This window comes from Burkholderia sp. Ac-20345, from assembly GCF_017104825.1.
Lineage (GTDB): Bacteria > Pseudomonadota > Gammaproteobacteria > Burkholderiales > Burkholderiaceae > Burkholderia > Burkholderia lata_B.
Window position 1 is genome coordinate 21,646 of sequence record NZ_JAAGPO010000073.1, and the last position, 26,024, is coordinate 47,669.

Annotated in this window: 22 protein-coding genes; 15 read left to right on the top strand and 7 right to left on the bottom strand. The window is 68.1% G+C overall.

The features are described from left to right. Positions 1 to 10: 10 nt before the first annotated feature. Together G3O06_RS24810 and G3O06_RS24815 are read right to left on the bottom strand one after the other, a co-directional pair. Positions 11 to 1,375, bottom strand: a complete 1,365-nt coding sequence (locus G3O06_RS24810; RefSeq protein ID WP_205817811.1) for an MFS transporter — start codon at positions 1,373 to 1,375, stop codon at positions 11 to 13. A 73-nt stretch (positions 1,376 to 1,448) separates the two neighbouring features. Beyond that, positions 1,449 to 2,387: a 2-hydroxyacid dehydrogenase gene (locus G3O06_RS24815; RefSeq protein WP_205817812.1), complete on the bottom strand. Its 939-nt coding sequence runs from the start codon at positions 2,385 to 2,387 to the stop codon at positions 1,449 to 1,451. On the opposite strand from G3O06_RS24815, the gene G3O06_RS49795 reads away from it, so the two are divergent. From G3O06_RS49795 to G3O06_RS24855, 9 genes are all read left to right on the top strand, one after another. Next, positions 2,386 to 2,508, top strand: a complete 123-nt coding sequence (locus G3O06_RS49795) for a hypothetical protein (RefSeq protein ID WP_277403748.1) — start codon at positions 2,386 to 2,388, stop codon at positions 2,506 to 2,508. The two genes, G3O06_RS24815 and G3O06_RS49795, sit on opposite strands and share 2 nt — an antisense overlap. Next, the gene (locus G3O06_RS24820; RefSeq protein ID WP_174969022.1) at positions 2,501 to 3,409 is read left to right on the top strand and encodes a LysR substrate-binding domain-containing protein; all 909 of its coding nucleotides are present in this window, start codon (positions 2,501 to 2,503) and stop codon (positions 3,407 to 3,409) included. The genes G3O06_RS49795 and G3O06_RS24820 overlap by 8 nt, the downstream gene beginning before the upstream one ends. Before the next feature lie 281 nt (positions 3,410 to 3,690). Next, the gene (locus tag G3O06_RS24825; protein WP_205817813.1) at positions 3,691 to 4,719 is read left to right on the top strand and encodes a TRAP transporter substrate-binding protein; all 1,029 of its coding nucleotides are present in this window, start codon (positions 3,691 to 3,693) and stop codon (positions 4,717 to 4,719) included. A gap of 3 nt (positions 4,720 to 4,722) precedes the next feature. Continuing rightward, positions 4,723 to 6,609 carry a TRAP transporter large permease subunit gene (locus tag G3O06_RS24830; RefSeq protein WP_205817814.1) on the top strand — a complete coding sequence of 629 codons (1,887 nt, stop codon included), beginning with the start codon at positions 4,723 to 4,725 and terminating at the stop codon, positions 6,607 to 6,609. A gap of 22 nt (positions 6,610 to 6,631) precedes the next feature. Continuing rightward, on the top strand, positions 6,632 to 7,702 hold the full coding sequence (locus G3O06_RS24835) for a LacI family DNA-binding transcriptional regulator (protein WP_205817815.1): 1,071 nt from the start codon (positions 6,632 to 6,634) through the stop codon (positions 7,700 to 7,702). After that, complete coding sequence (locus G3O06_RS24840) at positions 7,699 to 8,721, top strand: hydroxyacid dehydrogenase (RefSeq protein ID WP_205817816.1); 1,023 nt, start codon at positions 7,699 to 7,701, stop codon at positions 8,719 to 8,721. Before G3O06_RS24835 ends, G3O06_RS24840 begins: the two co-directional genes overlap by 4 nt. Beyond that, the gene (locus G3O06_RS24845) at positions 8,718 to 9,542 is read left to right on the top strand and encodes an amidohydrolase family protein (RefSeq protein ID WP_205817817.1); all 825 of its coding nucleotides are present in this window, start codon (positions 8,718 to 8,720) and stop codon (positions 9,540 to 9,542) included. The genes G3O06_RS24840 and G3O06_RS24845 overlap by 4 nt, the downstream gene beginning before the upstream one ends. 667 nt (positions 9,543 to 10,209) lie before the next feature. Further along, positions 10,210 to 10,986, top strand: a complete 777-nt coding sequence (locus G3O06_RS24850; RefSeq protein ID WP_174918587.1) for a hypothetical protein — start codon at positions 10,210 to 10,212, stop codon at positions 10,984 to 10,986. A 20-nt stretch (positions 10,987 to 11,006) separates the two neighbouring features. Continuing rightward, complete coding sequence (locus G3O06_RS24855; protein ID WP_205817818.1) at positions 11,007 to 12,140, top strand: transporter substrate-binding domain-containing protein; 1,134 nt, start codon at positions 11,007 to 11,009, stop codon at positions 12,138 to 12,140. A 94-nt stretch (positions 12,141 to 12,234) separates the two neighbouring features. Here the strand turns inward: G3O06_RS24855 and G3O06_RS24860 are convergent, their stop codons facing one another. Continuing rightward, positions 12,235 to 13,323: an ionic transporter y4hA gene (locus tag G3O06_RS24860; RefSeq protein ID WP_174918589.1), complete on the bottom strand. Its 1,089-nt coding sequence runs from the start codon at positions 13,321 to 13,323 to the stop codon at positions 12,235 to 12,237. A gap of 551 nt (positions 13,324 to 13,874) precedes the next feature. Here G3O06_RS24860 and G3O06_RS24865 point away from each other — a divergent pair. The 5 genes from G3O06_RS24865 (at position 13,875) to G3O06_RS24885 (ending at position 19,643) form a co-directional block, all read left to right on the top strand. Continuing rightward, on the top strand, positions 13,875 to 15,431 hold the full coding sequence (locus tag G3O06_RS24865) for a 3-hydroxyacyl-CoA dehydrogenase (RefSeq protein ID WP_205817819.1): 1,557 nt from the start codon (positions 13,875 to 13,877) through the stop codon (positions 15,429 to 15,431). A 59-nt stretch (positions 15,432 to 15,490) separates the two neighbouring features. Further along, positions 15,491 to 16,813, top strand: coding sequence for a phenylacetate--CoA ligase PaaK (paaK, locus tag G3O06_RS24870; protein ID WP_205817820.1), 1,323 nt, complete (start codon positions 15,491 to 15,493; stop codon positions 16,811 to 16,813). A gap of 38 nt (positions 16,814 to 16,851) precedes the next feature. Continuing rightward, positions 16,852 to 17,652: an enoyl-CoA hydratase-related protein gene (locus tag G3O06_RS24875; protein WP_205817821.1), complete on the top strand. Its 801-nt coding sequence runs from the start codon at positions 16,852 to 16,854 to the stop codon at positions 17,650 to 17,652. 149 nt (positions 17,653 to 17,801) lie between these two features. After that, entirely contained in the window at positions 17,802 to 18,473 is a 672-nt protein-coding gene (locus tag G3O06_RS24880) for a MarC family protein (protein ID WP_174918593.1), read from the top strand. A gap of 189 nt (positions 18,474 to 18,662) precedes the next feature. Then, positions 18,663 to 19,643 (top strand): aldo/keto reductase, encoded by a 981-nt coding sequence (locus tag G3O06_RS24885; RefSeq protein WP_205817822.1) that lies wholly within the window; start codon positions 18,663 to 18,665, stop codon positions 19,641 to 19,643. A gap of 20 nt (positions 19,644 to 19,663) precedes the next feature. Here the strand turns inward: G3O06_RS24885 and G3O06_RS24890 are convergent, their stop codons facing one another. The 4 genes from G3O06_RS24890 to G3O06_RS24905 all read right to left on the bottom strand — a co-directional run bounded on the left by G3O06_RS24890 (position 19,664) and on the right by G3O06_RS24905 (position 24,873). After that, complete coding sequence (locus G3O06_RS24890) at positions 19,664 to 20,530, bottom strand: CPBP family intramembrane glutamic endopeptidase (RefSeq protein WP_205817823.1); 867 nt, start codon at positions 20,528 to 20,530, stop codon at positions 19,664 to 19,666. A gap of 81 nt (positions 20,531 to 20,611) precedes the next feature. Then, a complete protein-coding gene (locus G3O06_RS24895; protein ID WP_174982364.1) occupies positions 20,612 to 21,268 on the bottom strand; it encodes a VC0807 family protein in 657 nt (218 codons plus the stop codon). Positions 21,269 to 21,411: 143 nt separating this feature from the next. Next, positions 21,412 to 23,349, bottom strand: a complete 1,938-nt coding sequence (locus G3O06_RS24900) for a HAMP domain-containing sensor histidine kinase (RefSeq protein WP_205817824.1) — start codon at positions 23,347 to 23,349, stop codon at positions 21,412 to 21,414. 459 nt (positions 23,350 to 23,808) lie between these two features. Then, positions 23,809 to 24,873, bottom strand: a complete 1,065-nt coding sequence (locus G3O06_RS24905; protein ID WP_174982917.1) for a 2,3-butanediol dehydrogenase — start codon at positions 24,871 to 24,873, stop codon at positions 23,809 to 23,811. 564 nt (positions 24,874 to 25,437) lie between these two features. On the opposite strand from G3O06_RS24905, the gene G3O06_RS24910 reads away from it, so the two are divergent. Next, positions 25,438 to 26,024: MFS transporter (locus G3O06_RS24910; RefSeq protein WP_205817825.1), on the top strand; the 587-nt coding region annotated here is incomplete at its 3' end.

Here is a 26,024-nt window from a genome sequence, read left to right on the forward strand (position 1 = left end):
GTGGCGAGGCTCATGCGCGCGGCGCGATGCGAATCCGCTCGAAGCGTCCCGCGAGCCATCCGTAGGCGGCAATGCCGATCAGCCCGTGCGCGGCGACGAACCACAATGCGCCGGCGAACGAGCCGGTGCTGGCGACGAAATAGCCGATCACGAGCGGCGTGACGATCCCGGCGATGTTGCCGAGGCCGTTGAACACGCCGCCGCTCAGCCCGACCATCCCTTCCGGCGCGGTGTCGGCGAGCACGGCCCAGCCGACCGCCGCGAGCCCCTTGCCGAAGAACGCGATCGTCATCAGTGCAATCACGACTGCGTTCGACGACGCGCCGTTCGCGAGTACCAGCAGCGTCGCCATTGCCATCCCCACGACGAACGGCGTCTTGCGCGCCTTCGACGGGTGCATGCCGCGCCGGATCAGCCAGTCCGACAGCACGCCGCCGAGCACGCCGCCCGTGAACCCGCAGATCGCCGGCAGCGCGGCGACCCAGCCGGCCTCCATGATCGTCATCCCGCGCCCCTTGATCAGGTAGATCGGGAACCACGTGATGAAGAAGTAGGTGAGTGCGGTGATGCAGTACTGGCCGATGTAGATCGCCCACAGGTTCCGGTGGCGGAACAGTTGCGACACGTCGTGCCACGACACGCGCGGCCGATGGCGCACGCGGTTCGCTTCGAGATCGACGAGCGCGCCGTGCGCACGCAGGTAGTCGCGTTCCGCGTCGCTTACACGCGGGTGGCCGTGCGGCTCGCGATACCACGCGAACCACAGCGCGGCCAGCGCGATGCCGAGCATCCCCATCCACAGGAATACGTGCTCCCAGCCGAGCGCATGCGTGAGCCAGGCCATTGCGGGCGTGAACAGCACGACGGCCATGTACTGCGCCGAATTGAACAGCGCCGACGCCGTGCCGCGTTCGGCGGTCGGAAACCAGCACGCGACGATTCTCGAGTTGGCCGGGAACGCCGGCGATTCGACGAGGCCGAGCATGAAGCGCATGACGAACAGCGCGAGCGTCGCGGACGCGCCCTGCACGGCGAGCCCGCCGACCGTACCCTGCAGCATCGTGAAGACCGACCACAGCAGCAGGCTCAGGCCGTACACGCGCCGTGCGCCGAAGCGGTCGAGCAGCCAGCCGCCCGGGATCTGGCCGATTGCATAGGCCCATGCGAACGCGGAAAAGACGATGCCGAGCTGCACGGGCGTCAGCCCGAGGTCGTGCGCGACGCCGGTGCCGGCGATCGACATCGTCGCGCGATCCGCGTAGTTGATGACGGTGACCGCAAAAATCAGCGCGAGAACCGCATAGCGGACGCGGCCGATCGTGCGCGAGGTGGCGGGCGACGCGGCGAGCGCGGCGCCGCTGGATCGATTGGGCATGCGTGTCTCCTGGCCTCCGTCGCGCGGAGGCATCCGGTGTTGTAACGGGGGGCCGCCGTGCGGCGTGTGGCGATCAGTGCGTGACGCTGGTAGGCGGACGCTGGCCCGCGAAGCATGCGGCGAGGTTGGCGAGCACGATCCGGCCCATCTCTTCGCGCGTTTCGCGGGTCGCGCTCGCACGGTGCGGCTGCACGACGACGCGGTCGAGTTCGAGCAGCGCGGCCGGCACGTGCGGTTCGTTCGCGAACACGTCGAGGCCGGCGCCGGCGATCGTGCCGTCGGCGAGCGCGCGAATCAGCGCGGCTTCGTCGATCAGCTTGCCGCGCGCGACATTGATCAGGAATCCTGCGGGGCCGAGCGCGGCGAGCACGTCGGCCGTCACGAGCACGTTGCCGTGATCGGCCGATGCAGCGATCACGAGCACGTCGCTGTCGTGCGCGAGCGCGGCGAGGTCGGGCACGAAGCGATAGCCGCTGTCACGATGCTCGCGCGGGCCGAAGTAGCTGACGGGCATCCGGAACGCCTGCGCGCGCTGCGCGATCGCACGCCCGACGCGGCCGAGCCCGACGATGCCGAGCCGCTTGCCGGTCACCTGTGTCGCGAGCGGCTGGGCCGTCTTGCCCCAGCGGCCGGCGCGCACGATGCGCTCGCCGGTGCCGAGGTCGCGCAACGTCATCAGGATCAGCCCCATCGCCATGTCGGCGACGTCGTCGGTCAGCACGTCGGGTGTCGTCGTCACGTGGATGCCGCGCGCGCGGGCGCGGTCGAGATCGACGGCGTCGGTGCCGATACCGCTGATCGCGACGATCTCGAGCGCGGGCAGGCGGTCCATCAGCGCGCCGGACAAGCCGTTCGCGCCGCCGGTCACGACGCCGCGAATACGCGTGGCCACGCGATCGAGCAGCGCGTCCGGTTGCTCGGCCGCATACAGCCGGTGCACCGCGTAACGGGCGGACAGTTCGGCGTCGATGGTGTCGGGGAGCGGCTGGGTGAGCAGGATGTCGATGGTCATGAAGGTCTCGGTCGTCGTGCGCGGCGCGGGCCGCGCATCAGGTGCAACCGAGTATAGAAATTGGATCGATATCGGTCTAACATCAAAAGACTATCGATTGATTCAAGAATTGGATGATTGAACTGCACCAGCTTCGCTGCTTTGTCGCGGTCGCCGAGGAGTTGCATTTCGGTCGCGCGGCCCGGCGGCTCTTCATGACCCAGCCGCCGCTCAGCCGGCAGATCCAGCTGCTCGAGCATGCGCTCGGCATCGCGCTGCTCGAACGCAGCAGCCGGCAGGTCAGCCTGACCGCGGCCGGCGAGCGGTTCCTGCGCGACGCGCGGCACATCCTCGAATTCTCCGCACGGGCCGAGCAGGCCGCGCAGCGCGTCGCGCATGGCGGTGCCGGCCGCATCACGCTCGGCTTCACCGCGGTCAGCGCGTACCGGATGATCCCGATGCTGCTGGCGCATGCCGCGCACGCGCTGCCGGACGTCGACGTCGAATTGCGCGAGATGGTGTCGACCGTGCAGATCGATGCGCTTGCGTCGCGGATGCTCGACGCGGGCTTCGTGCGCCAACGTGCCGCGCGCCAGCCGCTCGAATACCGGCTCGTGCAGCGCGAGCCGATGCTGGTCGCGGTCGCGGAGGGCGCGCCGCTCGCCGCATGCGAGCGCATCGGCCCCGACGATCTCGACCGGCAGCCGTTCATCGCGTATTCGCCGAACGAGGGGAAATACTTTCACGACCTGATCTCGGGCCTGTTCGCGAACGCGGGGCGGCTGCCGAACTACCTGCACTACGTCGGGCAGACGCATACGATCCTCGGCCTCGTGCGCGCGGGGCTGGGTGCCGCACTCGTGCCGGCGTCGGCGCGCGAACTGCATGTGGACGGCGTGGTGTTCCGGCCGCTGGCGGGCGCCGACGTGGCGGCCGAGCTGTATCTCGCATGGCGCGCGGACAACGACAACCCGGCGCTGCCGGTGTTCAACGCGATGGTCGAACGGTTCCTGTCGGGAAGCGCGGAAGACGGACGCGCGTAAATGCGGGCGGCGGCGCGCGGTACGCGCCAGCCTCGCGTCGACAAGTCGGTTGTCTGATGATTGACGACACGGCCCGCGAACCGCGGTATACCCCATCCGCAGGCGCTTCAGACCCGTTGAAACGCCTTTCCTGAAGCGGATTCAGGTGTTCATGCCCCGTATTTCCTGTCGCTCGACACGGGGAAACCCTCATTCCGGATTCGTCGGTCGTCGTATTACTGTATCGATACACTAAATCGATACAGTTGCGCTGCGATGCGCACAAGCAAAGGAGACGGCCCATGAATACCCTGACCCGGCGGCGTTTTCTGCAGACGGCGTCCGTCGCCACGCTCGCGGCCGCAGGCGGCTTGCCCGGCGTGGTACGCGCGCAGCCTGCGGTGACGTTGCGCTGCTCGTCGTCGATGCCGGCCGACCAGAACGCCGCGCACTACGTGTGGTACGAGCGTCTGGCGGCGAACCTGAAGGCGAGCGTTGGCGATGCGATTCGCGTCGACTATTTCCCGAACAGCCAGCTCGGCAAGGAGAGCGATGTCGCGCAGCAGGTGAAGATCGGCGCGATCGACATGATGATCGCGGGTTCGTCGATCTGGGCGACGGTGGCGCCGGAACTCGGGATGCTCGATCTCGGCTATCTGTTCGACAGCTATGCGCATGTCGCGAAGGTGCTCGACGGTCCGGTCGGTGCAAGCCTGAACACGCTGCTGCAAAAGCGCGCGGGCTGCTCGGTGCTGACCTGGGGCTCGCACTTCGGCGGGCGCTGCGTGTTCACGAAGCAGCCCGTGCTTGCGCTGCAGGGCCTGAAGGGCACGAAGCTGCGCGTGCTGCCGACGCCGGCGTTCATGGACACCTTCAAGGCGATGGGGGCGGTGCCGACACCGATTCCATTCGGCGAGCTGTACATGGCCGTGCAGACAGGTGTTGTCGACGGGCTCGAGCACGATCCGGCCACGGTGCTCGCGAGCAAGTTCGACGAAGTGGTGAAATCGTGCTGGCAATCGCATCACGTGTTTGCCGCGATGACCGTCGTGATGGGGCGGCGCGCGCTCGACCGGATTCCGGCGAACCTGCGCCCCGCGTTCGATCGCGCGGTGGCCGACGCAACCGCACAGCAGCGCGCGATTGCCGCGCAGAAGGCCGACCAGGCCGAGCAGGCACTGAAGCAGCACGGCATGAGCTTCCATCCGATGGCGGCGGCCGAACGCGCGGCGTTGCGGCAGACGATGCACGACCGGCTCTATACGGCATTCGCCAAGCAGTACCCGGCGACCGCGCCGCTGTTTCCGGCGATTGCCGCCGTGCGGGGCTGAGCGATGGAGACCTGTTCCGTTTCGGGCGCCGCGGCGGCGCCTGGCGCCGGCCATCCGGCACGCCGCGTCGCACGCGCGCTGGACGCGATGCTGCGCGCGATCGAATACGTGTCCGCGGCGGTGCTGGCCGTCGATGTGCTCGTCGTGTTCGTTTCGGTCGTGTTCCGCTATTTCCTGCATGACCCGCTCGACTGGACCGAGGAGGTCGCGAGCGCGCTGATGATCGTGCTGGTGTTTTTCGGTGCGGCGACGGTGCTCGGGCGCAGCCAGCACGTCGGCATCGACCTGTTTCGCGGCTGGCTCCCGGCGCGCTGGCAGGGCGCGCTCGTGCAGATCGGCCACTGGATCGTCGCGGCCGTCTCGCTGAACCTGCTGGTGTCGTCGTGCCAGTTGCTGGCCGATTCGTACGACCAGTTGACGCCGGGCGGGCTGCCGGGCTGGATCAACGTGTATCCGATGATGTTCGGCGCGCTGTTCATGACCGTGTTCGCGCTGGCCAACGCGCTCGACGCGCCGCGCCGCCGCGTGGCCGGCACGCTCGCGTGCTGCGCGGGATTCGCGGCCGCGCTGTACGGATGGAACGCGCTGGTGCCGGCGCACGCGATCGCGCCGGGCGTGCTGCTGGCCGCCGGTTTCGTCGGCGGGCTCGTACTGGGCGTGCCGATCGGTTTCGTGCTCGCGTTCTCGGCGCTGCTGTATTTCCTCGCCGACCCGACACTGCCGCTGCTCGTCTACTCGCAGCAGGTCATGGCCGGCGCCGATCACTTCGTGCTGCTCGCCGTGCCGTTCTTCGTGCTGGCCGGGCTGCTGATGGAATCGAACGGCATGTCCGCGCGGCTCGTCGAACTGCTGCTGCGGATCTTCGGGCGCGTGCGCGGCGGGCTAGGGCTGATCGTGATTCTCGCGACGGCCTGCTTTTCCGGCGTGTCGGGCTCCAAGCTCGCGGATATCGCGGCAGTCGGCGGCGTGGTGATGCCGGCCGTGCGCCGCGCGCGCCAGGATCCCGACGAAACGGCCGCGCTGCTCGCGTGCAGCGCGGTGATGGCCGAGACCATCCCGCCATGCGTGAACATGATCATCATGGGCTTCGTCGCGAACATCTCGATTGCCGGGCTGTTCGTCGCGGGCATCGTGCCGGCCGCGGTGCTGGCCGCGTCGCTCGCGGTGGTCACGGTGATCGCCGGGCGCAGGATCGACGTCTCGGCGGTGTTCGCGGAACGTCGCGCATGGCTGCCGCTCGCGGGCGGCGCGCTGGTCGCGCTGGTGATGGTCGCGATGATCGGCAAGGGCGTGACCTCGGGGATCGCGACCTCGACCGAGGTGTCCGCGTTCGCGGTGGTCTATGCGCTCGTGGCGGGCTGGCTCGCGTTTCGCGAGCTGACCTGGCGTTCGGTCGGACGCGTGTTCGTGCGTGCCGCGTCGATGGCCGGCGGCATCCTGTTCATCGTTGCCGCGGCGTCGAGTGTGTCGTTCGCGCTGTCGATCGAGCAAATTCCGGCACTGGTCTCGGGCACAATGACCGCGTTCGCCCACCAGTACGGCGCGACGATGTTCCTGCTGCTCGCGGCGCTGGTCATGGTCGTATTCGGCGCGGTGCTCGAGGGTGCGCCGGCGCTGATCATCTTCGGGCCGCTGCTTGCGCCGATCGCGCTGCAGCTGGGCATCAACCCGCTGCATTTCGGCACGGTCGTGGTGGTGGCGATGGGGCTCGGCCTGTTCGCGCCGCCGGTCGGACTCGGTCTGTTCACGACCTGCGCGATCACGGGCACCGAAGTCCGGCACGTTGCGCGGCCGATGGTGAAATATCTGCTGGTGCTGGTCGCCGCCCTCGTGGCGCTGATTCTCGTGCCGGCGTTTTCGTTGTGGCTGCCGGCCCATTTCGGCCTGTAGCCGCCTTTTACAGCAAGACGACATGAGTACGATTCAGGACGTGGCCCGTCATGCGGCCGTTTCGGTCAGCACGGTTTCGAACGTGCTCAACGGCCGTACCGACCAGATGAAGCAGGAAACGCTCGAACGCGTGAACGCCGCGATGGAAGTGCTGCAGTACCGGCCCAGCACGCTGGCGCGCCAGCTCAAGACGGGGCAGACGCCGCTCGTCGGGCTGCTGGTGCCGTCGATGGCGAACCCGATGTACGGCTACATCGCGCGCGAGGTCGAGGCCTGCGCGCAGGAACGGTATGGTCATCGCGTGCTGATCGGCAATACGTATCGCGATGCGAAGAAGGAGGCGTCTTTCTTCGACGACCTGTTCGCGCATGGCGTGCGGCGCGTGATCGTGATCTCGTCGCTGGCCGACGAAAGCCACCTCGAGCGCGCGGCCGAACGCGGGATGACGGTCGTGAGCTACGACCGGCGCGCGACGCCCGGCGAGCTGTCGAAGGTCGATCACGTCACGGCCGACAACGAGGCCGCCGCGCGGCTCGCGACGCGTTGCCTCGTCGACGCGGGGCACCGGCGGCTCGCGTTCGCGACGGTCGCCGGCATGACGGTGAGCCGCAGCGACAAGATCCGCGGCTTTCTCGCGACGGCGCGCGACGCGGGCGTCGAAGCACACGCGCGGGTGCTCGACGGCGGTCCGGCGAACGAGTACGGCGATGCGGTGATCGTCGACGTGGGGCGCGCGCTGGGCGTCGCGCTTGCCGCCGATCCGGCGCGGCCGACCGGCATCGTCGCGGTCAACGACCTGTTCGCGCTTGGCCTGATGGCCGGGCTGCGCGACGGTGGCCTGCGCGTGCCGGACGACGTGTCGGTCGTCGGGATGGACGGTCATTTCCTGTCGGCGATTTCCAATCCGGCGCTCACCACGGTGCAACTGCCCGTCACCGAGATGGCCGAGGAAATGGTGCGGCGCGTGATGCGGCCGGACGGCGACATGCCGCCGGCGCCCGAACCGCACGTATTCTCCGGCGTGACCCTCATCGAGCGCGCATCGGTCGCGTCGCCGCCGCAAGCGGGCCACTCGCACGGAGGGGCCGCATGACGCGCGTCTTCGTCACCCATCCGTCGGGGATGCTCGACCATTATTTCGGCGCGAAGGCGATGCGCGCGCTGCAGGCGATCGCTGACGTCACTTGCAACCCGCTCGATCGCGAGCTGGGCACGGACGAACTGGTCGCCGCCGCGCAGGGCTGCGACGCGATGATCGCGTACCGGCAGACACCCGCGCCGCGTGCGCTGTTCGCCGGGCTGCCCGCACTTGCGGCGTTCCTGCGTTGCGCGGTCGATATCCGGACCGTCGATGTCGATGCGGCGAGCGCGTTCGGCGTGCTGGTCACGCAGGCGAGCCCTGGCTTCGCGCCGGCCGTCGCCGAGTGGGTGATCGGCGCGATGATCGATCTCGCGCGCGGTATCGGCCGCTATGCGTCGGCCTACCACCAGGGGATGCCGACGGTGCCGCAGATGGGGCGCGAATTGCGCGGCAGCACGCTCGGCCTGATCGGTTACGGACAGATCGCGCGCCACCTTGCGCCGATCGCGACGGCGCTCGGGATGCGCGTGCTCGTCAGCGATCCGTACGTGCGTGTCGACGCGCCGACGCTTGAACAGGTCGAGGTCGCGGCGCTGTTGCAAGCGGCCGATTTCGTCGTGTGCCTCGCGCCGGCCACGCCGGCCACCGCGAACCTGATCGATGCGGGTGCGTTCGCGGCCATGAAGCAGGACGCGTATTTCATCAATGCATCGCGCGGCGAACTGGTCGACGAGCAGGCGCTGTCCGACGCGCTCGACAGTGGCCGGCTCGCAGGCTGTGCACTCGACGTCGGGCGCGCGGCGGACCAGATGCCGACGCCCGCGCTCGCCGCGCATCCGCGGGTGATCGCGACGCCGCATGTCGGCGGCCTGACGATGCCCGCGGTCGAGCACCAGGCGCTCGAGACGGTCGATCAGCTCGCCGCGCTGCTCGCCGGAAGCATGCCGCGCGGCGCCGTCAACGCGGGGCATGCAACGCGGCTGGCGCGCTGGTGCACGGCAGGGGCAGATACCCGCCCGGGCTCGCGATGAGACCCGACGAGCCCACCGTGCGGCCGGCCGACGCGTGCGATTGCCACATCCACATCTATGACGACGCCTATCCGCTCGCGCCGACGGCGACGTTCCGTCCGCCGCACGCGCCGGTGGATGCGTATCGCCGGGTGCAGCAGGCGCTCGGCCTTGCCCGCGTCGTGATCGTGCAGCCGACCGGCTATGGTGTCGACAACCGTTGCCTGCTCGACGCGCTGGCCGCATTCGGCCAGCAGGCGCGCGGCGTCGCGACGTTGCCGGCCGACGTGCCGGACGCCGAGCTGGCGCGGTTGCACGCGGCGGGCGTGCGCGGCGTCCGGTTCATGATGTTGGCGGGCGGCCTGGCGCGGTGGGACGAACTGGAGCGGGTGGCCGCGCGGATCGGGCCGCTTGGCTGGCACGTCGACCTGCAGCTCGACGGCCGGACGCTGCCCGAGGTCTTGCCGTTGCTGTCCTCGCTACAGGCGCGTGTCGTGATCGATCACACGGGCAAGTTCCTGACACCCGTCGCGCCGGACGCGCCCGAGTTTCTCGCGCTGCGGCGCCTGCTCGACCGTGGCCATGCATGGGTGAAGCTGTCCGCGCCGTACGAGACGTCGCGCTCGGGTGCACCCGGTTACGACGATGTCGCGCGTCTCGCCGCCGTGCTGGCTCGCCACCATCCGGCGCGTTGCGTATGGGGCAGCAACTGGCCGCACCCGAACGTGTCGCCGGTTCCCGATGACATGAACTTGCTCGGCTGGCTGGACGACTGCACGGCGGACGACGCGGTCACTCGCGCGATTCTGGTCGACAACCCGGCCGTGCTTTACGGGTTCTGAGCCGCCAGCAAGGACGGGGCAGCGTGTGACAAGCTTTCAATCCGGAAGCTTGCGCATGCGATGGCAAGCAATCCTGACCGGACACGACCGGTCGCAGTCCTGCGAATCCTTACCGTACTGAAAGCGGTTTCACTACCGGTGTTCCAGATGAGGAACGCAGCAGCTTCGCTGCACTGCGACAACTGCTTGACGCTGCATGCCGGTCGGCGCACGATACGTCCGTGCATTTGGAGCGGGACGCGCCGGCCGCGCGGTTCCTGCACCCGCGACACGCAAAAGAACAACGATGAGCCTTTACGCCCTCGTACCGGAATACCGGCCCCGCGTTTGTCGGCCCGCCGGAACAACGCTTCTCCCGACGCCCGTCGCGTCACGTATCCGTCATCCCGTTTCGTACCGTGCATCGGTACGCTTTCCCGTTCGCGCGCGCGCCGCGACGATGAACGGCGCCAGTCCGGCCCGCCGCATCGCACCGCCGCACGCTACCCCCGATCACCGCATCCCGAACGGCGCCTACACCGGCGTGTCGTGACGCCGGTCGTGCCCATCCTTGTATTGCACCGCCGGCTTGCGTGGCTGCCCGGCGGTACCGAAGTCCGAAGCATTTCGATTGAGCTTGAAAAAGCAAACGCAAGCAGTTCGGTTCGAGGTTCAAGGAGAAAAACTCATGTCGCAGCTTTCGAATGAAGAAGCAAACGGCAGTTCGGGGAGTGGCAAGGTCAAGCTGATCAAGTGGGCGATCATCATCGCCGGCGTCGCGATCGCGGCACCGGCCGCGCTGTTCATCCTGAAGGGGGTGATCGCGCTCGTCACGGCGGGCGTGATCGGCCTCGGCGCGATCTATTTCGCGCCAGTCGTCGCGATGAAGTTCGCGAACCAGAAGGTGAAGATGATCGTCGCGGAGGCGCAGGCCAATCCGATCGAGACGTTGATCAACCAGCTCGCGGAAAAGCGCCAGGCGGCCCAGAAATTCGCGGACAGCATCACCGCGTTCCGCACCGAGGTGAAGAACTTCGAGAGCAAGACGGAGCTGTTCGAGAAGCAGTATCCGGACGATGCGCCACGCTTCCGTCAGCAGCTCGACACGATGAAACAGCTGCTCGCATTCCGCGAGGGGCGCTACAAGCAGGTGCAGGCCGAACTGAAGAATTTCGCGTCGGCGATCGACCGCGCGAAGGCGATGTGGGACATGTCGCAGGCGGCGCAGCAGATGAACAAGCTCGCGGGCCGGCAGGCGTCCGACACGTTCGAGCAGATCAAGACCGACGTGGCCGTCGATTCGGTGATGCGCTCGGTCAACAAGGCGTTCTCCGAAATGGAGACGTCGCTGATGGATAACCCCGAGGTCAAGCAGGCACAGCAGCAGGCGGTGATGAACGCCCCGCACGCGCCCGGGCTCGATGCGGCGAACCCCGCGCAGTTGCCGTCGAAACAACAACAATAACTTCCTGCAGGCTCGCAACCATGAAAAAACTTCTTGGCGCCATTGCGTTTCTGGTCGTGCTCGTCGGTGTATGGATCGTGCATCAGGGCGGCCTGTCGTCGCTGATTCCCGCGCATGACGCGGCCCCGGGCGCGACGTCCGCGCAAAGTGGCGACACCGGCCAGTCCACGCAGACATCGCCGTCGTCCAACGTGCTCCCGGCCGGCTTCACCCCGCAGGCCAGCACGCTGAAATCGATCGCCGAAAACAGCATCGTGCGGATCTCCGTGCAGAACCCGAGCGAACCGTTCTTCGGCGAGGACAAGGGCGCGCCGCACGGCTTCAACGTCGAATTCGCGCGGCTGCTGTTCGCGGATCCGTCGTTCTCGCATGGCGGCAAGCCGGTCGTCGTCGATACGCGTCACGAGGTCGACACGTATCCGGGCGTGCCGAAGCAGCTGCTCGATACGGATGCGAAGGGGAATCACGTGGTCGACGTGGCGATGGACGGGCTGACGTTCCCGGACAACACACCGTCGGGCGTCGTCTATTCGGTGCCCTACGTCGACGATTTCGGCTACTCGCTGATTGTGCGGCAAGGTTCAGCGATCCGCTCGACCGACGATCTCGCGGGCAAGACGGTCGGCATCCTGAAGGGCGACCCGGACGTGCGCGCGTTCGTCACGCGCCAGTATCCGAACGTGAAGTTCGTCGAGGTCGACGATTCCGATCCGGCGTTCATCGCAAAGAGCATCGACGGCCATACGGTCGACGCGTTCATCTACGACTATCCGTTCGCGGTGAGCTCGATCAAGAACACCGACCTGAAGTTCGCGGTGACCAAGCTCGACGGCTCGAACATCGCGTACAAGATCGGCGTGCGCGCGGACGACCAGGATCTGCTGATCTACCTGAACGCCGCGATCGCGAAGCTCACGCAGTCGCCGCAGTATCTCGACCTGCTGCGCAAGTATTTCGTCAGCGACCAGGCGGTGACGACCGCGGCCGCGTCGGGCGAACATACGTACGTGGTGAAGGCGGGCGACACGCTGAACATGATCGCCGCGAGCAAGCTCGGCAGCGGCCAGCGCTATCGCGAGATTCAACGCCGCAACAACCTCGCCAACCCGAACCTGATCCTGGCGGGCCAGCATCTGGTGATTCCGGTGCGGTAGCGGCGGCGTGATCTGAACGAAGGACGTTGAAGGGACGTGAAAGACTGCGCGCGGCCCGGCGGAGGTGATCCGCCGGGCCGCGCGCTTTTCTGCGTCAGTGAGTGATCGACAGGAACAGGTACGCGGCGAACAGCGACAGGTGCACGACACCGTGCAGCACCGTCGTGCGCCCCTGGCTGAGCGTCAGCGTGCTGACCAGCAGGGTGAGCGCCAGCAGCACGGTTTCCATCGGGCCGATGCCGAGCGTGAGCGGCTGGCCGACCCAGATGAACACGGCCGCGACGGTCGGGATCGTGAGCCCGATGCTCGCGAGCGCCGAACCGAGCGCCAGGTTCATGCTGGTCTGCAGGCGATTCGCGCGCGCGGCGGTGACGGCCGCGAGCCCCTCCGGCAGCAGCACGAGCGCGGCGATCACGATACCGACAGCGGCTTCGGGTGCGCCGAGCTGCATCACGGCATGCTCGACAGCCGGCGACAGCAGCTTTGCGAGCAGCACGACCGCGACGAGGCTCACGAACAGCAGCACCATGCTGATCACGGCGGTGCGGTTGCTCGGCGCCGCCGCGTGAACCGCCTCGTTCGCGCTGTCGTGCGCGGCGAGGAAGTAGTCGCGATGGCGCACGGTCTGCACGAACACGAAGGCGCCGTACAACACGAGCGACGACACGCCGGCGAACGCGAGCTGCGATTTCGAGAAGAACGGGCCCGGTGCGGCGTTCAGGTAGTTCGGCATTACGAGCGACAGCACCGACAGCGACGCCAGCACCGCGAGCGCCTTGCTTGCGCCGCGGCCCTGGAAGTCCTGTTCGCCGTGCTTCCAAGCGCCGACCAGCAGGCAGATGCCGACGATGCCGTTGCAGATGATCATCACGGCGGCGAATACGGTGTCGCGTGCGAGGCCCGATTTCTCCGGGCCCGCACCGAGCATCACCGACACGATCAGCGCGACTTCGATGACGGTCACGGCGACCGCGAGCACCAGCGTGCCGAACGGTTCGCCGACGCGGTGCGCGACGACTTCGGCGTGGTGGACGGCGGCGAACACGGCGCCGGCGAGTGCGGCGGCGAACACCGCGATGACGAGGCCTTCGGCCGGTACGGCGCGCGACAGCGCGAGGACCAGCCATGCGGCAAGCGGGGCCACGAGGGTCCAGCGCGGGAGCTGGTTGGACGAGAGCGGCATGGAGGGTTTCCTTATGCGAGTGGCGGCGCGCGACGCGCCGTCACGGGTTGACGAAGCCCGGCCGTACTATCCGCCGAACGAGGATGTTGAAACCGAAGGGTGGCGGCACGCAATGGTGCTGCCCTGGGTTCGCCGCCGTGAGGCGGCGAGGGGCGCGGGCGGGCCGGAGCCCGTCGCTGGATGAAACGGTTCGATGCGGCTGGCCGCGAACGGCGAGGCGAGCACGTGTGACGACGCGCGGGCCGGAGGCTCGGTTCCGACCCCGGAAGGGCGGCCGGCGATGGACGGCGGTGGCGGCGTGACACGCGGGTTCCCCCTGAAATCCGGCGGTTTGTCGAATTTTATCAGGCGTTCGGGGGTCACTATCTCATATTCGAATGCTTTCATTGACCTTTCGGTTTGCAAAAAGTGCCCCGACCTTTCAATTTTTTTGTCTTTGCAGTTTCCGTAACGGTCTCTTGCACGACAAATTCGGGCTCGCCCTGACATAAATCTACCGACCGGTCGGTTTATAATAGACCGCACCTCCACTTCATGACGGATCGCAAGCGATGGCTGTTTCTTCTGCACATTCGGTGAACTCGGGCGCGCTGGCGCCGTCGGCCGTCGTCGGCGTGATCGGCGCCGGCGCGATGGGCGCGGGCATTGCGCAGGTTGCGGCGGCGGCCGGCCATACGGTGCTGCTGTACGACCTGAACGAAGCCGCCTGCGACAAGGCGCTGGCCGGCATCCGCGCGCAGTTCGCGCGGCTCGCGGAGAAAGGCCGGCTCGAACCGGCCCAGGCCGATGCGGCCGGCGCGCGGATTCGCGCGGTGCGTGAACTGGCCGATTTCGCGGGCGCCGCGCTGATCGTCGAGGCGGCAGCCGAGCGGCTCGATGTGAAGCGCGAGATCTTCGCGACGCTCGAGTGCCATGTCGACGACGCGTGCCTGCTGGCGACCAACACGTCGTCGATCTCGATCACGTCGATCGCGGCCGGGCTGCGCGTGCCGCAGCGCGTCGCCGGACTGCATTTCTTCAACCCGGCGCCGCTGATGGCGCTCGTCGAGGTGGTCAGCGGGCTCGCGACCGCGCCTGAGGTCGCGCAGGTGCTGGTTGCGACCGCCGCCGCGTGGGGCAAGCAGCCCGTGATGGCGAAATCGACGCCGGGCTTCATCGTGAACCGCGTCGCACGGCCGTATTACGCGGAGGCGCTGCGCGTGCTGAACGAGCAGGGCGGCGCGCCGGCATCGATCGACGCGGTGATGCGCGAGGCCGGCGGCTTCCGGATGGGGCCGTTCGAGCTGATGGACCTGATCGGCCACGATGTGAACTTCGCGGTGACCGAATCGGTGTTCCGCGCGTACTTCAACGATCCGCGCTACACGCCGTCGCTGATCCAGCAGGAACTCGTGAACGCGGGCTTCCTCGGGCGCAAGTCGGGCCGCGGCTTCTATTCGTATGCGGACGGCGCGACACCGCTCGCGCCCGATCTCGAAGCACCGTGCGACGCGCCGGACGACGTCGCGCTGTTTGCGCAGGACGGCCCGGCCGCCGCGCTGCATGCGCGCTTCACCGAACGCATTCCGGGTGCCCGGCAGGCCGGCGCGCATGCCGACGACCTGCTCGCGACGGCCGGCCGCGCATCGATCGCGCTGACCGACGGCCGCACCGCGACCGCGCGCGCCGCGCAGACGGGCGCGGCCGATCTCGTGCTGGTCGACCTTGCGCGCGATTACGCGCAGGCCGGGCTCGTCGCACTGACGCGTGCACTCCAGTGCAGCGATGCAGCCTATGCGGACGCGGTCGGCCTGTTCCAGCAGGCGGGTTTTCGCGTCGTCGGCGTCGCGGACGTGCCGGGCATGGTCGCGATGCGCACCGTCGCGATGCTCGCGAACGAGGCGGCCGACACGGTGAACCAGGGGGTGTGCTCGCCCGCCGATCTCGATCTTGCGATGGAGAAGGGCGTGAACTACCCGTGCGGCCCGCTCGCGTGGGCCGATGCGATCGGCATCGGCCGCGTGCACCGCGTGCTGTCGAACCTGGCGGCGAGCTACGGCGAGGACCGCTATCGCGTGTCGCCGCGCATCGCCGCGCTGCATGCGGCCGGCCGCACGTTCCGGTCGTAGCCGTCGCCCCCGTTACTTCGAACACGATAACGACATCACTCCATTGGAGGAGCACCCCGATGACTCACCCGACGCATCCCGCCGCCGCCCTCGAGTCGATCGAGACCGCCAGCCGTGACGAACTGCAGGCACTGCAGCTCGAGCGCCTCAAGTGGTCGCTGCGCCACGCGTACGACAACGTCCCGCACTATCGCCGCACGTTCGATGCGGCGGGCGTGCATCCGGACGACCTGAAGTCGCTCGCCGATCTCGCGAAATTCCCGTTCTCGACCAAGAACGACTTGCGCGACAACTATCCGTTCGGGCTGTTCGCGGTGCCGCGCGAGCAGGTCGTGCGCGTGCACGCGTCGAGCGGCACGACGGGCAAGCCGACGGTGGTCGGCTACACCGCGCGCGACATCGATACCTGGGCGAACGTGACCGCGCGCTCGATCCGCGCGGCCGGCGGCCGGCCCGGCGACACGCTGCACAACGCGTTCGGCTACGGGCTCTTCACGGGCGGCCTCGGGATTCACTACGGCGCGGAACGGCTCGGCTGCATGGTCGTGCCGATGTCGGGCGGCCAGACCGAAAAGCAGGTGCAGTTGATCCGCGATTTCGAGCCGAAGATCATCCTCGTCACGCCGTCGTACATGCTGAACCTGATCGACGAGATGGTGCGGCAGGGGATGGACCCGGCCAAGTCGTCGCTGAAGATCGGCATCTTCGGCGCCGAGCCGTGGACGCAGGCGCTGCGCGAGGAAGTCGAGACGCGCGTGGGTATCGACGCGCTGGACATCTACGGGCTGTCGGAAGTGATGGGCCCGGGCGTCGCGTGCGAATGCGTCGAGACGAAGGACGGCCCGGTGATCTGGGAAGACCATTTCTACCCGGAGATCATCGATCCGGTTACGGGCGAAGTGCTGCCCGACGGCAGCCAGGGCGAGCTCGTGTTCACGTCGCTGACGAAGGAGGCGATGCCGGTGATCCGCTACCGCACGCGCGACCTCACCGCGCTGCTGCCGCCGACCGCCCGCGCGATGCGCCGTCTCGCGAAGATCACGGGCCGCTCCGACGACATGCTGATCGTGCGCGGCGTGAACGTGTTCCCGAGCCAGATCGAGGAGATCGTCGTCGCGCTGCCGCAGTTGTCGGGCCAGTTCCAGATCACGCTGTCGCGCGACGGTCACATGGACCGGCTCGACCTCGCGGTCGAACTGCGTTCCGAAGCGGCCGCGTCCGTCACCGACAGCGATCGCGCGGCGCTCGCGCGTGAGCTGCAGCACCGGATCAAGACGATGGTCGGCGTGTCGTCCGGCGTGACGGTGCTGGCGGCGGGCGGCATTCCCGCGACCGCGACCGGCAAGGCCCGGCGCGTGATCGACCGCCGCCAGGCCGCCTGATTCCCCTGTTTGCCGTTCTACCCGAGGAAACCTGTTCGATGGATGGATTGAAGACCCTGGCCGTCGCGGTCGATGCGCGCGGCATCGCAACCGTCGCGCTGCAGCGCGGCGACGTGCTCAACGCGTTCGACGAGACGATGATCGCCGAACTGACCGACGTGTTCACCACGCTCGGCCGGCGCGACGACGTGCGCGCGATCGTGCTGCGTTCGGACGGCCGCGCGTTCTGCGCGGGCGCCGACCTGCAGTGGATGCAGCGCGCGAGCACGAACGACGCGGCGGCGAACCTGCGCGATGCGGAGCGATTCGCCGCGATGATGCGCGCGATCCGGCAATGCCCGAAGCCGACGGTGGCGCGCGTGCAGGGCCATGCGTTCGGCGGCGGCGTCGGCCTGTGCGCGGCGTGCGACATCGTGATCGCGAGCGATCACGCGCGCTTCTCGGTCAGCGAGGCACGCTTCGGGATCCTGCCGGCCGTGATCGGCCCGTATCTGGTCGAGGCGGTCGGCCAGCGCCAGGCACGCCGGCTCGCGCTGACGGCGACCCAGCTCGCCGCGGGCGAAGCGGTCGCGATCGGCCTGATCCACCAGGCCGTGCCGCTCGATTCGCTCGACGAAGCACTCGACAAGACGCTCGCCGAACTCGGCCGCAACGGCCCGAACGCGCTGATGGAGATCAAGCGCTTCTTCGACGCGATCGGCGAGTATCCGCCGTCGGACGAGCGCGCGGCATTCACCGCGCAGACGATCTCCCGCGTGCGGGCGACGCCGGAAGCGAAGGAAGGCTTCACCGCGTTCTTCGCGAAGCGGCCGCCGGCCTGGGAGGCGGGCGCCGAGTAAGGGGAAACCGAGGAGAAACCAAGGGGAAACGGCGACGATCGACGGCACGGCGGGCCCGGCCGAATTTTGCGGCTCGGGCTCGGGCGCTTGCTCTACAATGCGTGACCTCCGGCGCGCTGCCGGCCCAGCCCCGACCGATTCTTCATCCGATGATCGTCAACCGCCTTATCTCCGAGATCCTGTTCGGCTTCACCGGCCTGATCGGCATCATCAACCCGATCGGCATCGCGTTCCTGTTTCTCGAACGGACCGAGGCGCTCTCCGAGCAAGAACGCGATCTGCTCGCGAGGAAGGTCGCGTTCAACGCGTTCGTCGTGCTGATGGTCGCGTTCTTCGCCGGCACGCCGGTGCTGCATTTCTTCGGGATCTCGATGGAAGCGCTGCGGATCGGCGGCGGCTTCGCGGTTGCAGTGGCCGGCTGGCAGATGCTGAACGAGCCCGACGGGCCGGGCGGCGGCGACACGCCGGTCAAGCCGATCGACGCGAACGCGATCATGACGCGCGCGTTCTTCCCGCTGACCATGCCGCTGACGGTCGGCCCCGGCTCGATCGCGACCGCGATCGCGCTGAACGCGAACCGCACGCACAAGCTGTCGGAGTTCGCGCTGTCGAGCGTCGTGTCGATCGCCGTCTCCGTGCTGGTTGCGATCGTGATCTGGCAGGTCTACAGCCGCTCCGCGTTGCTGTCGCGCTACCTCGGCAGCGAAGGCACCAAGGTCGCGAAGCGCGTGTCGGCATTCCTGCTGCTGTGCATCGGCGTGCAGATCATGCTGACCGGTTTTTCCGCGTTCCTGCAGCCGATCGCCGACCAGGCGAAGTAATCGGCCGGCGGGCGCCGCGGAGCACGGCGGCGCAGCCGGTGCCCCGCACGACCTCGCGCTGACGACCACCCCCTTCGTACGATGCGGCGACGCCGCACGCATTTTTGCCGCCCGGGATACCATGCGACGGTCCGGCGGATGCGCGGCGCGCATCCGGCCGTCAGCTCAACTTCAATGGCGAGGCGTGCAATGGAATACGTGAAATTCGGATCGACAGGGCTGGAAGTGTCCAAGCTGGTGCTGGGTTGCATGACGTTCGGCGAACCGTCACGCGGCTCGCACCCGTGGACGCTGCCGGAAGCGGAGAGCCGCCCGATCATCCAGCGGGCGGTCGAAGCCGGCATCAACTTCTTCGATACCGCGAACATGTATTCGGACGGCACGTCGGAGGAGATCGTCGGCCGCGCGCTGCGCGATTTCGCGAAACGCGACGAGATCGTGATCGCAACCAAGGTGTTCTACCGGATGCGGCCCGGGCCGAACGGCGCGGGGCTGTCGCGCAAGGCGATCATGACCGACATCGACCAGAGCCTGAAGCGGCTCGGCACCGATTATGTCGATCTCTACCAGATTCACCGCTGGGACGACGGCACGCCGCTCGAGGAGACGCTCGAGGCGCTGCACGACGTCGTGAAGGCCGGCAAGGCGCGCTATATCGGCGCGTCGTCGATGTTCGCGTGGCAGTTCGCGAAGGCGCTGCACACGTCGAAGCAGCACGGCTGGACCCGCTTCGTCAGCATGCAGAACCACCTGAACCTGCTGTATCGGGAAGAAGAGCGGGAAATGCTGCCGCTGTGCGAAGACGAAGGGATCGCGGTGATTCCGTGGAGCCCGCTCGCGCGCGGCCGCCTGACGCGCAACTGGGACGAGTCGACCGAGCGGCAGCAAAGCGACGCGGTCGGGAAGCGGCTCTACGATGCGACGGCCGAGTCGGACAAGGCGGTCGTTGACGCCGTTGCGACGATCGCCGCCGCGCGCAACGTGCCGCGTGCGCAGGTCGCACTCGCGTGGGTCGCGCAGAAGCGCGGGGTCACCGCGCCGATCGTCGGTATTTCGAAGCCGCGGCAGCTGGACGACGCACTGGCCGCGCTCGAACTGAAGCTGACCGACGACGAGATCGCCACGCTCGAACGCCCGTACGTGCCGCACGCGGTCGCCGGGCTCAACTGAGCGGCGGCGCCGCGCGGCCGTCAGCGCGCGGCGTCGAGCATCGGGTAGGTGAACAGGCCGAAGTGGACGAGGTTCAGCCCCGCATGCGCGAGCGCGGATGCGAGCAGTCCGCCGCGCCGCCAGGCGAGGCCGTAGCCGACGCCGGCCACCGTGCCGAGCACGATCCATTGCCAGCCGCCGGCCGCATGCGCGGCGCCGAACAGCACCGCGCCGATCGCAAGCGCGGCCCACGGCCCCCATGCGAACGCGCGTAGCACGCGCGTCAGCCCGCCCTGCACGTAGCCGCGGAACAGCGCTTCCTCGGCGAGCGTCACGAGCAGCAGGTTGTTCACGAGCCACAGCCAGCCCGACGGCGGCCACTTGGGCGCCCAGCCGACCATGCCGAACGCGAGCGCGCCGGCCAGGCACGCGGCGGCCGTTGCGACAGCGGCCACCGCGCCGGTACGCAGGGCGCGCAACAGCGGGATGTCGGGGGCGACCCACGGCAGTACCCACACCAGCCACAGGCCGATGAGCGGCTTGTCCAGATTCAGGTACATCGTGAACGGCACGGCATCCGGCGTGAAGCGCGTCGGGCCGATCACGCGCGGATTGTGGAAGCCGGGAATCAGGTGCAGGCTGAGCGCGATCGCGACCGCCGCAAAGACGATGTGTGCGGCGATGCGTACCGCGCGCGGGCGCTTGGGCATCACGCCCCAGGCCGCCGCGGCCAGCAACGCGAGCGGCGCCAGCGTGAGCGGCGCGAGCTTGCCGAACGCCAACGCGCACGCATAGCCGAGCGCGGCGAGGCCGACGCTCAGGCCATGCTGCGGGCGATGCCACGCGAACGCGGCGGCCGCGAACAGGGCGAGCCAGATCGTGGCGGACGGAAGGAGCGAAAGGGACATGACAGGAGCGGCATTCGTCGGACGAGACGCCGCGCATCATACAGCAGCCGCGTTGCCATACCGGCCGGCGGCGGTCGGCAGTCAGCGGCCGGCGGTTTCGGTGACGCCGTCGCGACCCGGGATGTGGACGCTGTTGCGCTCGCGCATCCGCCGCCGGTACCAGAACGTCCAGAGCAGCAGACAGCCGAACACGGTGTAGCCCATGACCGGCGACACGACCAGCACGCGTTCGACCGGCCAGGTCACGACCATCCAGAGGCGCAGCAGCATTTCCAGCGTCATGAACGCGCCCCAGACGAAGGTCATTCGCCGGAGCATCTGCCGCAGCCCCGGCTGTTCGTTCCAGACGGCTTCGAAATGCGCGGCACCGCCATCCATTTCGCGGGCCACGGTGGCGCGGGCGAGATAGAAGATCAGCGGGCGTTCGCGGAACAGCGACAGCAGGAACACGACGCCGATCGTGCCCGACGCGAGCGATTCGCGCATCAGCAGCGTGCGCGGGCTGCCGCCGAGCGCCATCCCGAGGATCGACAGCGCGATGCCGAGCAGCACGATGGCCGCTACCGCGTCGACGCGGCGCGAGCGGATGAATTCGACGATCGACCAGATGATCGGCGGGATCGCCGACGCGTACAGCGCGCCGGTTTCGCCGAAATACGGCTGCGCGGCCCGGTAGGCAACCCAGGGCAGCACGAGGTTGACGAAGAGTTCGAGAATCAGTCCGGCTCGCGGTTTCACGGTGAGCAATTCCACGCAGGTTGGGGCGAACGCGCAAAGGGCATGGTGGCCCCCCGGTTGCCCCGAAAAGGGTTCGGTTCAGTATATCGAAGAATCGGGCGGGGCTGCGGTACCGCCTCGGCCGCTTGCCGCCGGTGCCGTCGTCATGGATTCGCAGCGACCGGCAGCGTGATCGTGACCGTGGTGCCCTGCAGCACGACGCTTTGCACGTGGATGGTGCCTCCGTGCCGTTCGACGACGGCCTTGACGAACGCCATGCCGAGCCCGACGCCGCTGGTTTCCGGCTGGCCGGCGGTGCGAAAGCGCCGATAGCGCTCGAACAGCCGCGTCTGGTCCGCGCTGCTGATTCCGCATCCGCTGTCGCGGATCGTGCAGCGCACGGTCTTGCGGTCGGCGCTCGGCTCGACCCTGCATTCGACGCTTGTCAGCGATGCGCTGTACTTGATCGCGTTGTCCAGCAGGTTGATTAGCGCGCGCGACAGCAGCGCCGGGTCGCCCAGCACGATCGTGTCGTCGCGCCGAGGCACGTCGTCGATCGACATGGATTTCCGGTGCGCGAGCGGCCACACCGCGTCGCGTGCCTCGTTCATCAGGTCGGCGAGGTTGACCGGCACGCGTTCGTATTCGCTGGCCTCCGCACGCGAGAGCTGCGCGAAACCGTCGGCCATCGCCAGCGTGTGCCGCGCCAGCTTGCCGATTCTCGCGAACTGCTGCTTCATCTGCGCATCGCCCGCCCGCCGCGCCTGCGTGTCGATCAGGATGATCAGCGAGGTCAGCGGAGCGCGCATGTCGTGCGAGAACAGTGTCAGCATGTCGTTGCGCTGGCGTTCGAGCATGTCGCGGCGGACGGTCGCGTTGCGCAACGTCTCCAGTGCGTCATGGATCCGCGTGATCTCGGGCCCGATGCCGCGTGGCATCGCGACATGCGACGTATCGCCGTCGCTGAGCGCGACGATCCGGTGGCCGAGCGCATCGAGCGGCTTCGACAGCAGCCGCTGCATGCCGCGCGCGAGCGAGGCCAGGATCGCGATGCACAGTGTCGTGGCGAACGCCGACAACCCGACCTTGATCCGGGAGGCGTTCCGGTCGCCGATCGCGCGGCGCCGGGCAAGGTCGATCACGCGGTCGCGCAGCAGCTCGCTCGGCCGGAAGTGCGGCACGATCGCGCGGGAAAAATCGGCGGCGCTCATCGCATAGGCGCCGTTCTTGCCGCCGGTGACGGTCGCGTCGACGAGCGGCAGGATGTGGGTGTCGAAGGCCGCGTTGAGCTGCGCATATTCGCGTGCCACGTCGGGGTCGTCGAGCTGCGCGCCGATTGTGCCGTCGATCAGCGCGCGCAATTGCTCGATGCGGCCGCGCATCCGCATGATGTCCGCGAACTGCGTGCGGTCGAGCGCTTGCCGCGCGAACATCGGCGCAATGAGCAGCGAGCCCGTGCGGCCCGTGTATTCGCGGAGATCGCCGAGGAGCCGCGCGAGCAGGATCGCACCCGACGTGCGCGGGTCGCGCATCGCCGTGTCGGTCATCGCGCCGTCGATCAGCAGCGACAGCGTGTCGACGATCCGGAACAGGCGCGCCTGCGCGTGCTGGATGTCGTGAACGGTGCGTGACGCGAGCGGCCGCGCGTCGAGCGCATCGACTTCGGCGCGCGCATCGGCGAGCGTGATCCGGACCGAGTCGAGTGCATGCAGCAGGTTGCTGCGTTCGCGATCGTCGAGCACGGTCGCCTGCGCGATGACGGCGCGAAAGCGTGCGAGCGCCCGGTCGGAACGCGTGCGCGCGGCGAGCAGGTTGCGGACCTCGGTGGCGCCGTCGTCCTGCAGGCGCACCAGCAGGTCGTTCGTCGGGCCGCGTTCGGCCGAGATCACGTTGGCGGTGCTCATCGCGCCGCGGACGAATTCGAAGCTCTGCAGGTCGACGTTCTCCTGCCGGTATTGCCGGAAACTCCCCCAGATGATCGTGCCGCACAGCAAGGCCAGCAGCGTGGTGACGAGTGCGAAGCCGATATGCGTCTTCTGCTGGATCGTCAGCGATCGAAAGTTGTATGCGTGTTCCCGGCTAAACGAGAATGAACGATTCATGACACACCATGTTTGCAAGCTATCCCGGGTGGGCCCGTATTCTCGGCCTGTCGGCGCCATGACACCGTAAGGTTTTGTGGGGGGGCGCGGGCCGCCTCCACGGGGTGGCAACAATCCCGGCAGGGAGGCCGGATCGTGCTTGCACAGGATCACCTTGCGTCAGTGTCCTGTCGACACCGGACGGATCACGCTTGATCCGGAGAAACCCTGAGCGCGTATCGGGTGCGTGGCGCGTTACGGCGAATGGTTTGGATTGCGAAGGTTCCTGATCGTCGTGTCTGCCGTGGTATGCGGCAACAAGTGCGCATTGGCCGACGGCAGCAAGGAGGGGGCGCTGGAGGGGAATGGCAGATAGGCGCGCCGCCCGCGCACGGGCGACGCTTCAGGGCGACACTGCGGCAGGCGTGCCGCGGCGCGAACAGGTGAATCGGTGAATCGGCGCCGCGGCCGCGCGAGCGGTCAGGCGACGGCGGGCTGAACGATGATCTTCACGTTCCGGTCCTTGTGGTTGACCAGTTCCTCGAAGCCGTGCGAGACGATGTCGCCGAGCGCGATGCGCCCGGTGATGAGCGGCTGCACGTCGATGCGGCCGTCCGCGATGAAGCGGATCACGTCCGCGAATTCGCCGTTGTATGCGAGCGAGCCGATCACTTCCTTCTCGGTCGACACGATGTCGAAGAAGTTGAACGGCGCCGGTTCCTCGAAGATGCCGACCATCACCGACTTGCCGGCCTTGCGGATCACGTCGATCGCGAGCTTCGCGGTGGCCGTGTGCCCGATGCACTCGAACGACACGTCAGCGCCGTAGCCGCCGGTCAGCGCCTTGACTTCCGCGATCGCGTCGGACGTCTTCGGATCGATGACGACGCTCGCGCCGACTTCCAGCGCCTTCTCCTTGCGCGCGGCCGACATTTCCAATGCGATCACGCGCCCGGCGCCCGCGGCCTTCGCACACATGATCGTGCACAGGCCGATCGTGCCCGCGCCGACCACGACGACGGTCTGCCCGACGATGTTGCCGGCCTTTTTCACCGCATGCAGGCCGACCGCGAGCGGCTCGATCAGTGCGCCGGCCTCGGTCGGGAAGTTGTCGGGCAGCTTGTACAGCAACTCGGCCGGCACGTTCACGAACTCGGCGAATGCGCCGTTGTTCATCAGCCCGGTGAACGCGAGGTTCTCGCAGATGTTGTACAGCCCATGCCTGCAATACCAGCAGGTGCCGCAATGCTGGCATGCGTCGGCCGTCACGCGATCGCCGACCGCGAAGCCCGTCACGCCCGCGCCGAGTTCGGCGATCTCGCCGCTGAATTCGTGGCCGAGGATGCACTGGCCCTTCAGGCCCGTCAGCGGATGCGGCGCGTCGACCGGGATGAAGACGGGGCCCGCGACGTATTCGTGCAGGTCGGAGCCGCAGATCCCGCACCAATGCACGCGAATCGTGACCCAGCCTGCCGGCGGGCGCTCCGGAACGGGAACCTGTTCGACGCGGATGTCGTGGCGGCCGTGCCAGACGGCGGCTTTCATGCTGGGAGCGGTGGTCGATGCCGGTGTACTCACGTTGCTGTCTCCATCAGGTTGTCGTCGGGCGCGAGGCAGGGCTGCCGGTGCACCCGTCGCGCGATTGCGCGAACGACCGGTATGCAGGAACGGGGCCAGCTCGAGTGGGGGCGCAGGGCGGCGATTGGACGGGATGGGCGTGGTGCGATGCGTCATCTCCCGGTTCGTTGACGGGAAACGGTTTGACGGGGGCGTGGCGCGAAGTTTGCTGCAACAGCTGGACGGCACGCCGGTGAGACGCTGGGACGTTCGTCTCAGCGCAATGAGACGAAACGCGAGACGCACGGCGATGGCCGGTGCGGTTCGACGCGCGTTCAGGCGACCACTTCGTCGACCGCGACCGGTGCGAGCAGCGTGAATCAGGCGGCGCGGTACAGCGGCAGGCCGATCCATTGCCGCGATCGGCGGAACGGATCGTTGCGCACATTACCCCTTTACTTGAAGTTAACTTCAATTTGTATCATGTGCGCCAGTCCGATCGCGGACGCGTGACGCATTCCGTTGCACGCGGCCGCTTCAACGGAGGTGGAGATGACCGAATCGCCTGTCGCGGCCGATGCCGCCATGCTGCCGTCGCGCAGCTACCGGGCCGCCGTCGCGAACGTCGTGCTGGCGAGCATCGTGTCGGCGCTGCACGTCGGCAAGGCGACGATCGCGTTGCCGTCGCTTCAGCACGAGTTCGGCGGCTCGCTCGCGTCGCTGAGCGGAATCATGTCGGTGTTTCCGTTCGTCGGGGTGTTCGGCGGCATCGCGGCCGGCCTGCTGGTGCGGCGCTGGGGCGACCGGCTGCTGCTGATCGCGGGCCTCGTCATCCTCGGCCTGTCGAGCATCGCCGGCGCATGGGCCGGCAGTTTCGCGCTGCTGCTGGCCACGCGCTTCGCCGAGGGGCTCGGTTTCGTGATCGTGGTGGTCGCGGCGCCGGCCGTGCTGAACCGCGTGACGCCGCCTGAGCGGCGCAATTTCGCGTTCGGCCTGTGGAGCACGTTCATGCCGGCCGGCATGGCGCTGTCGATGCTGGTCGGGCCGCTGCTCGGCGGCTGGCGCAACGGCTGGCTCGTGGCCGCGGCGCTGACGCTCGTCGCGGCGGCTGCGGTGCCCGTCACGACGTCCGCCGATGC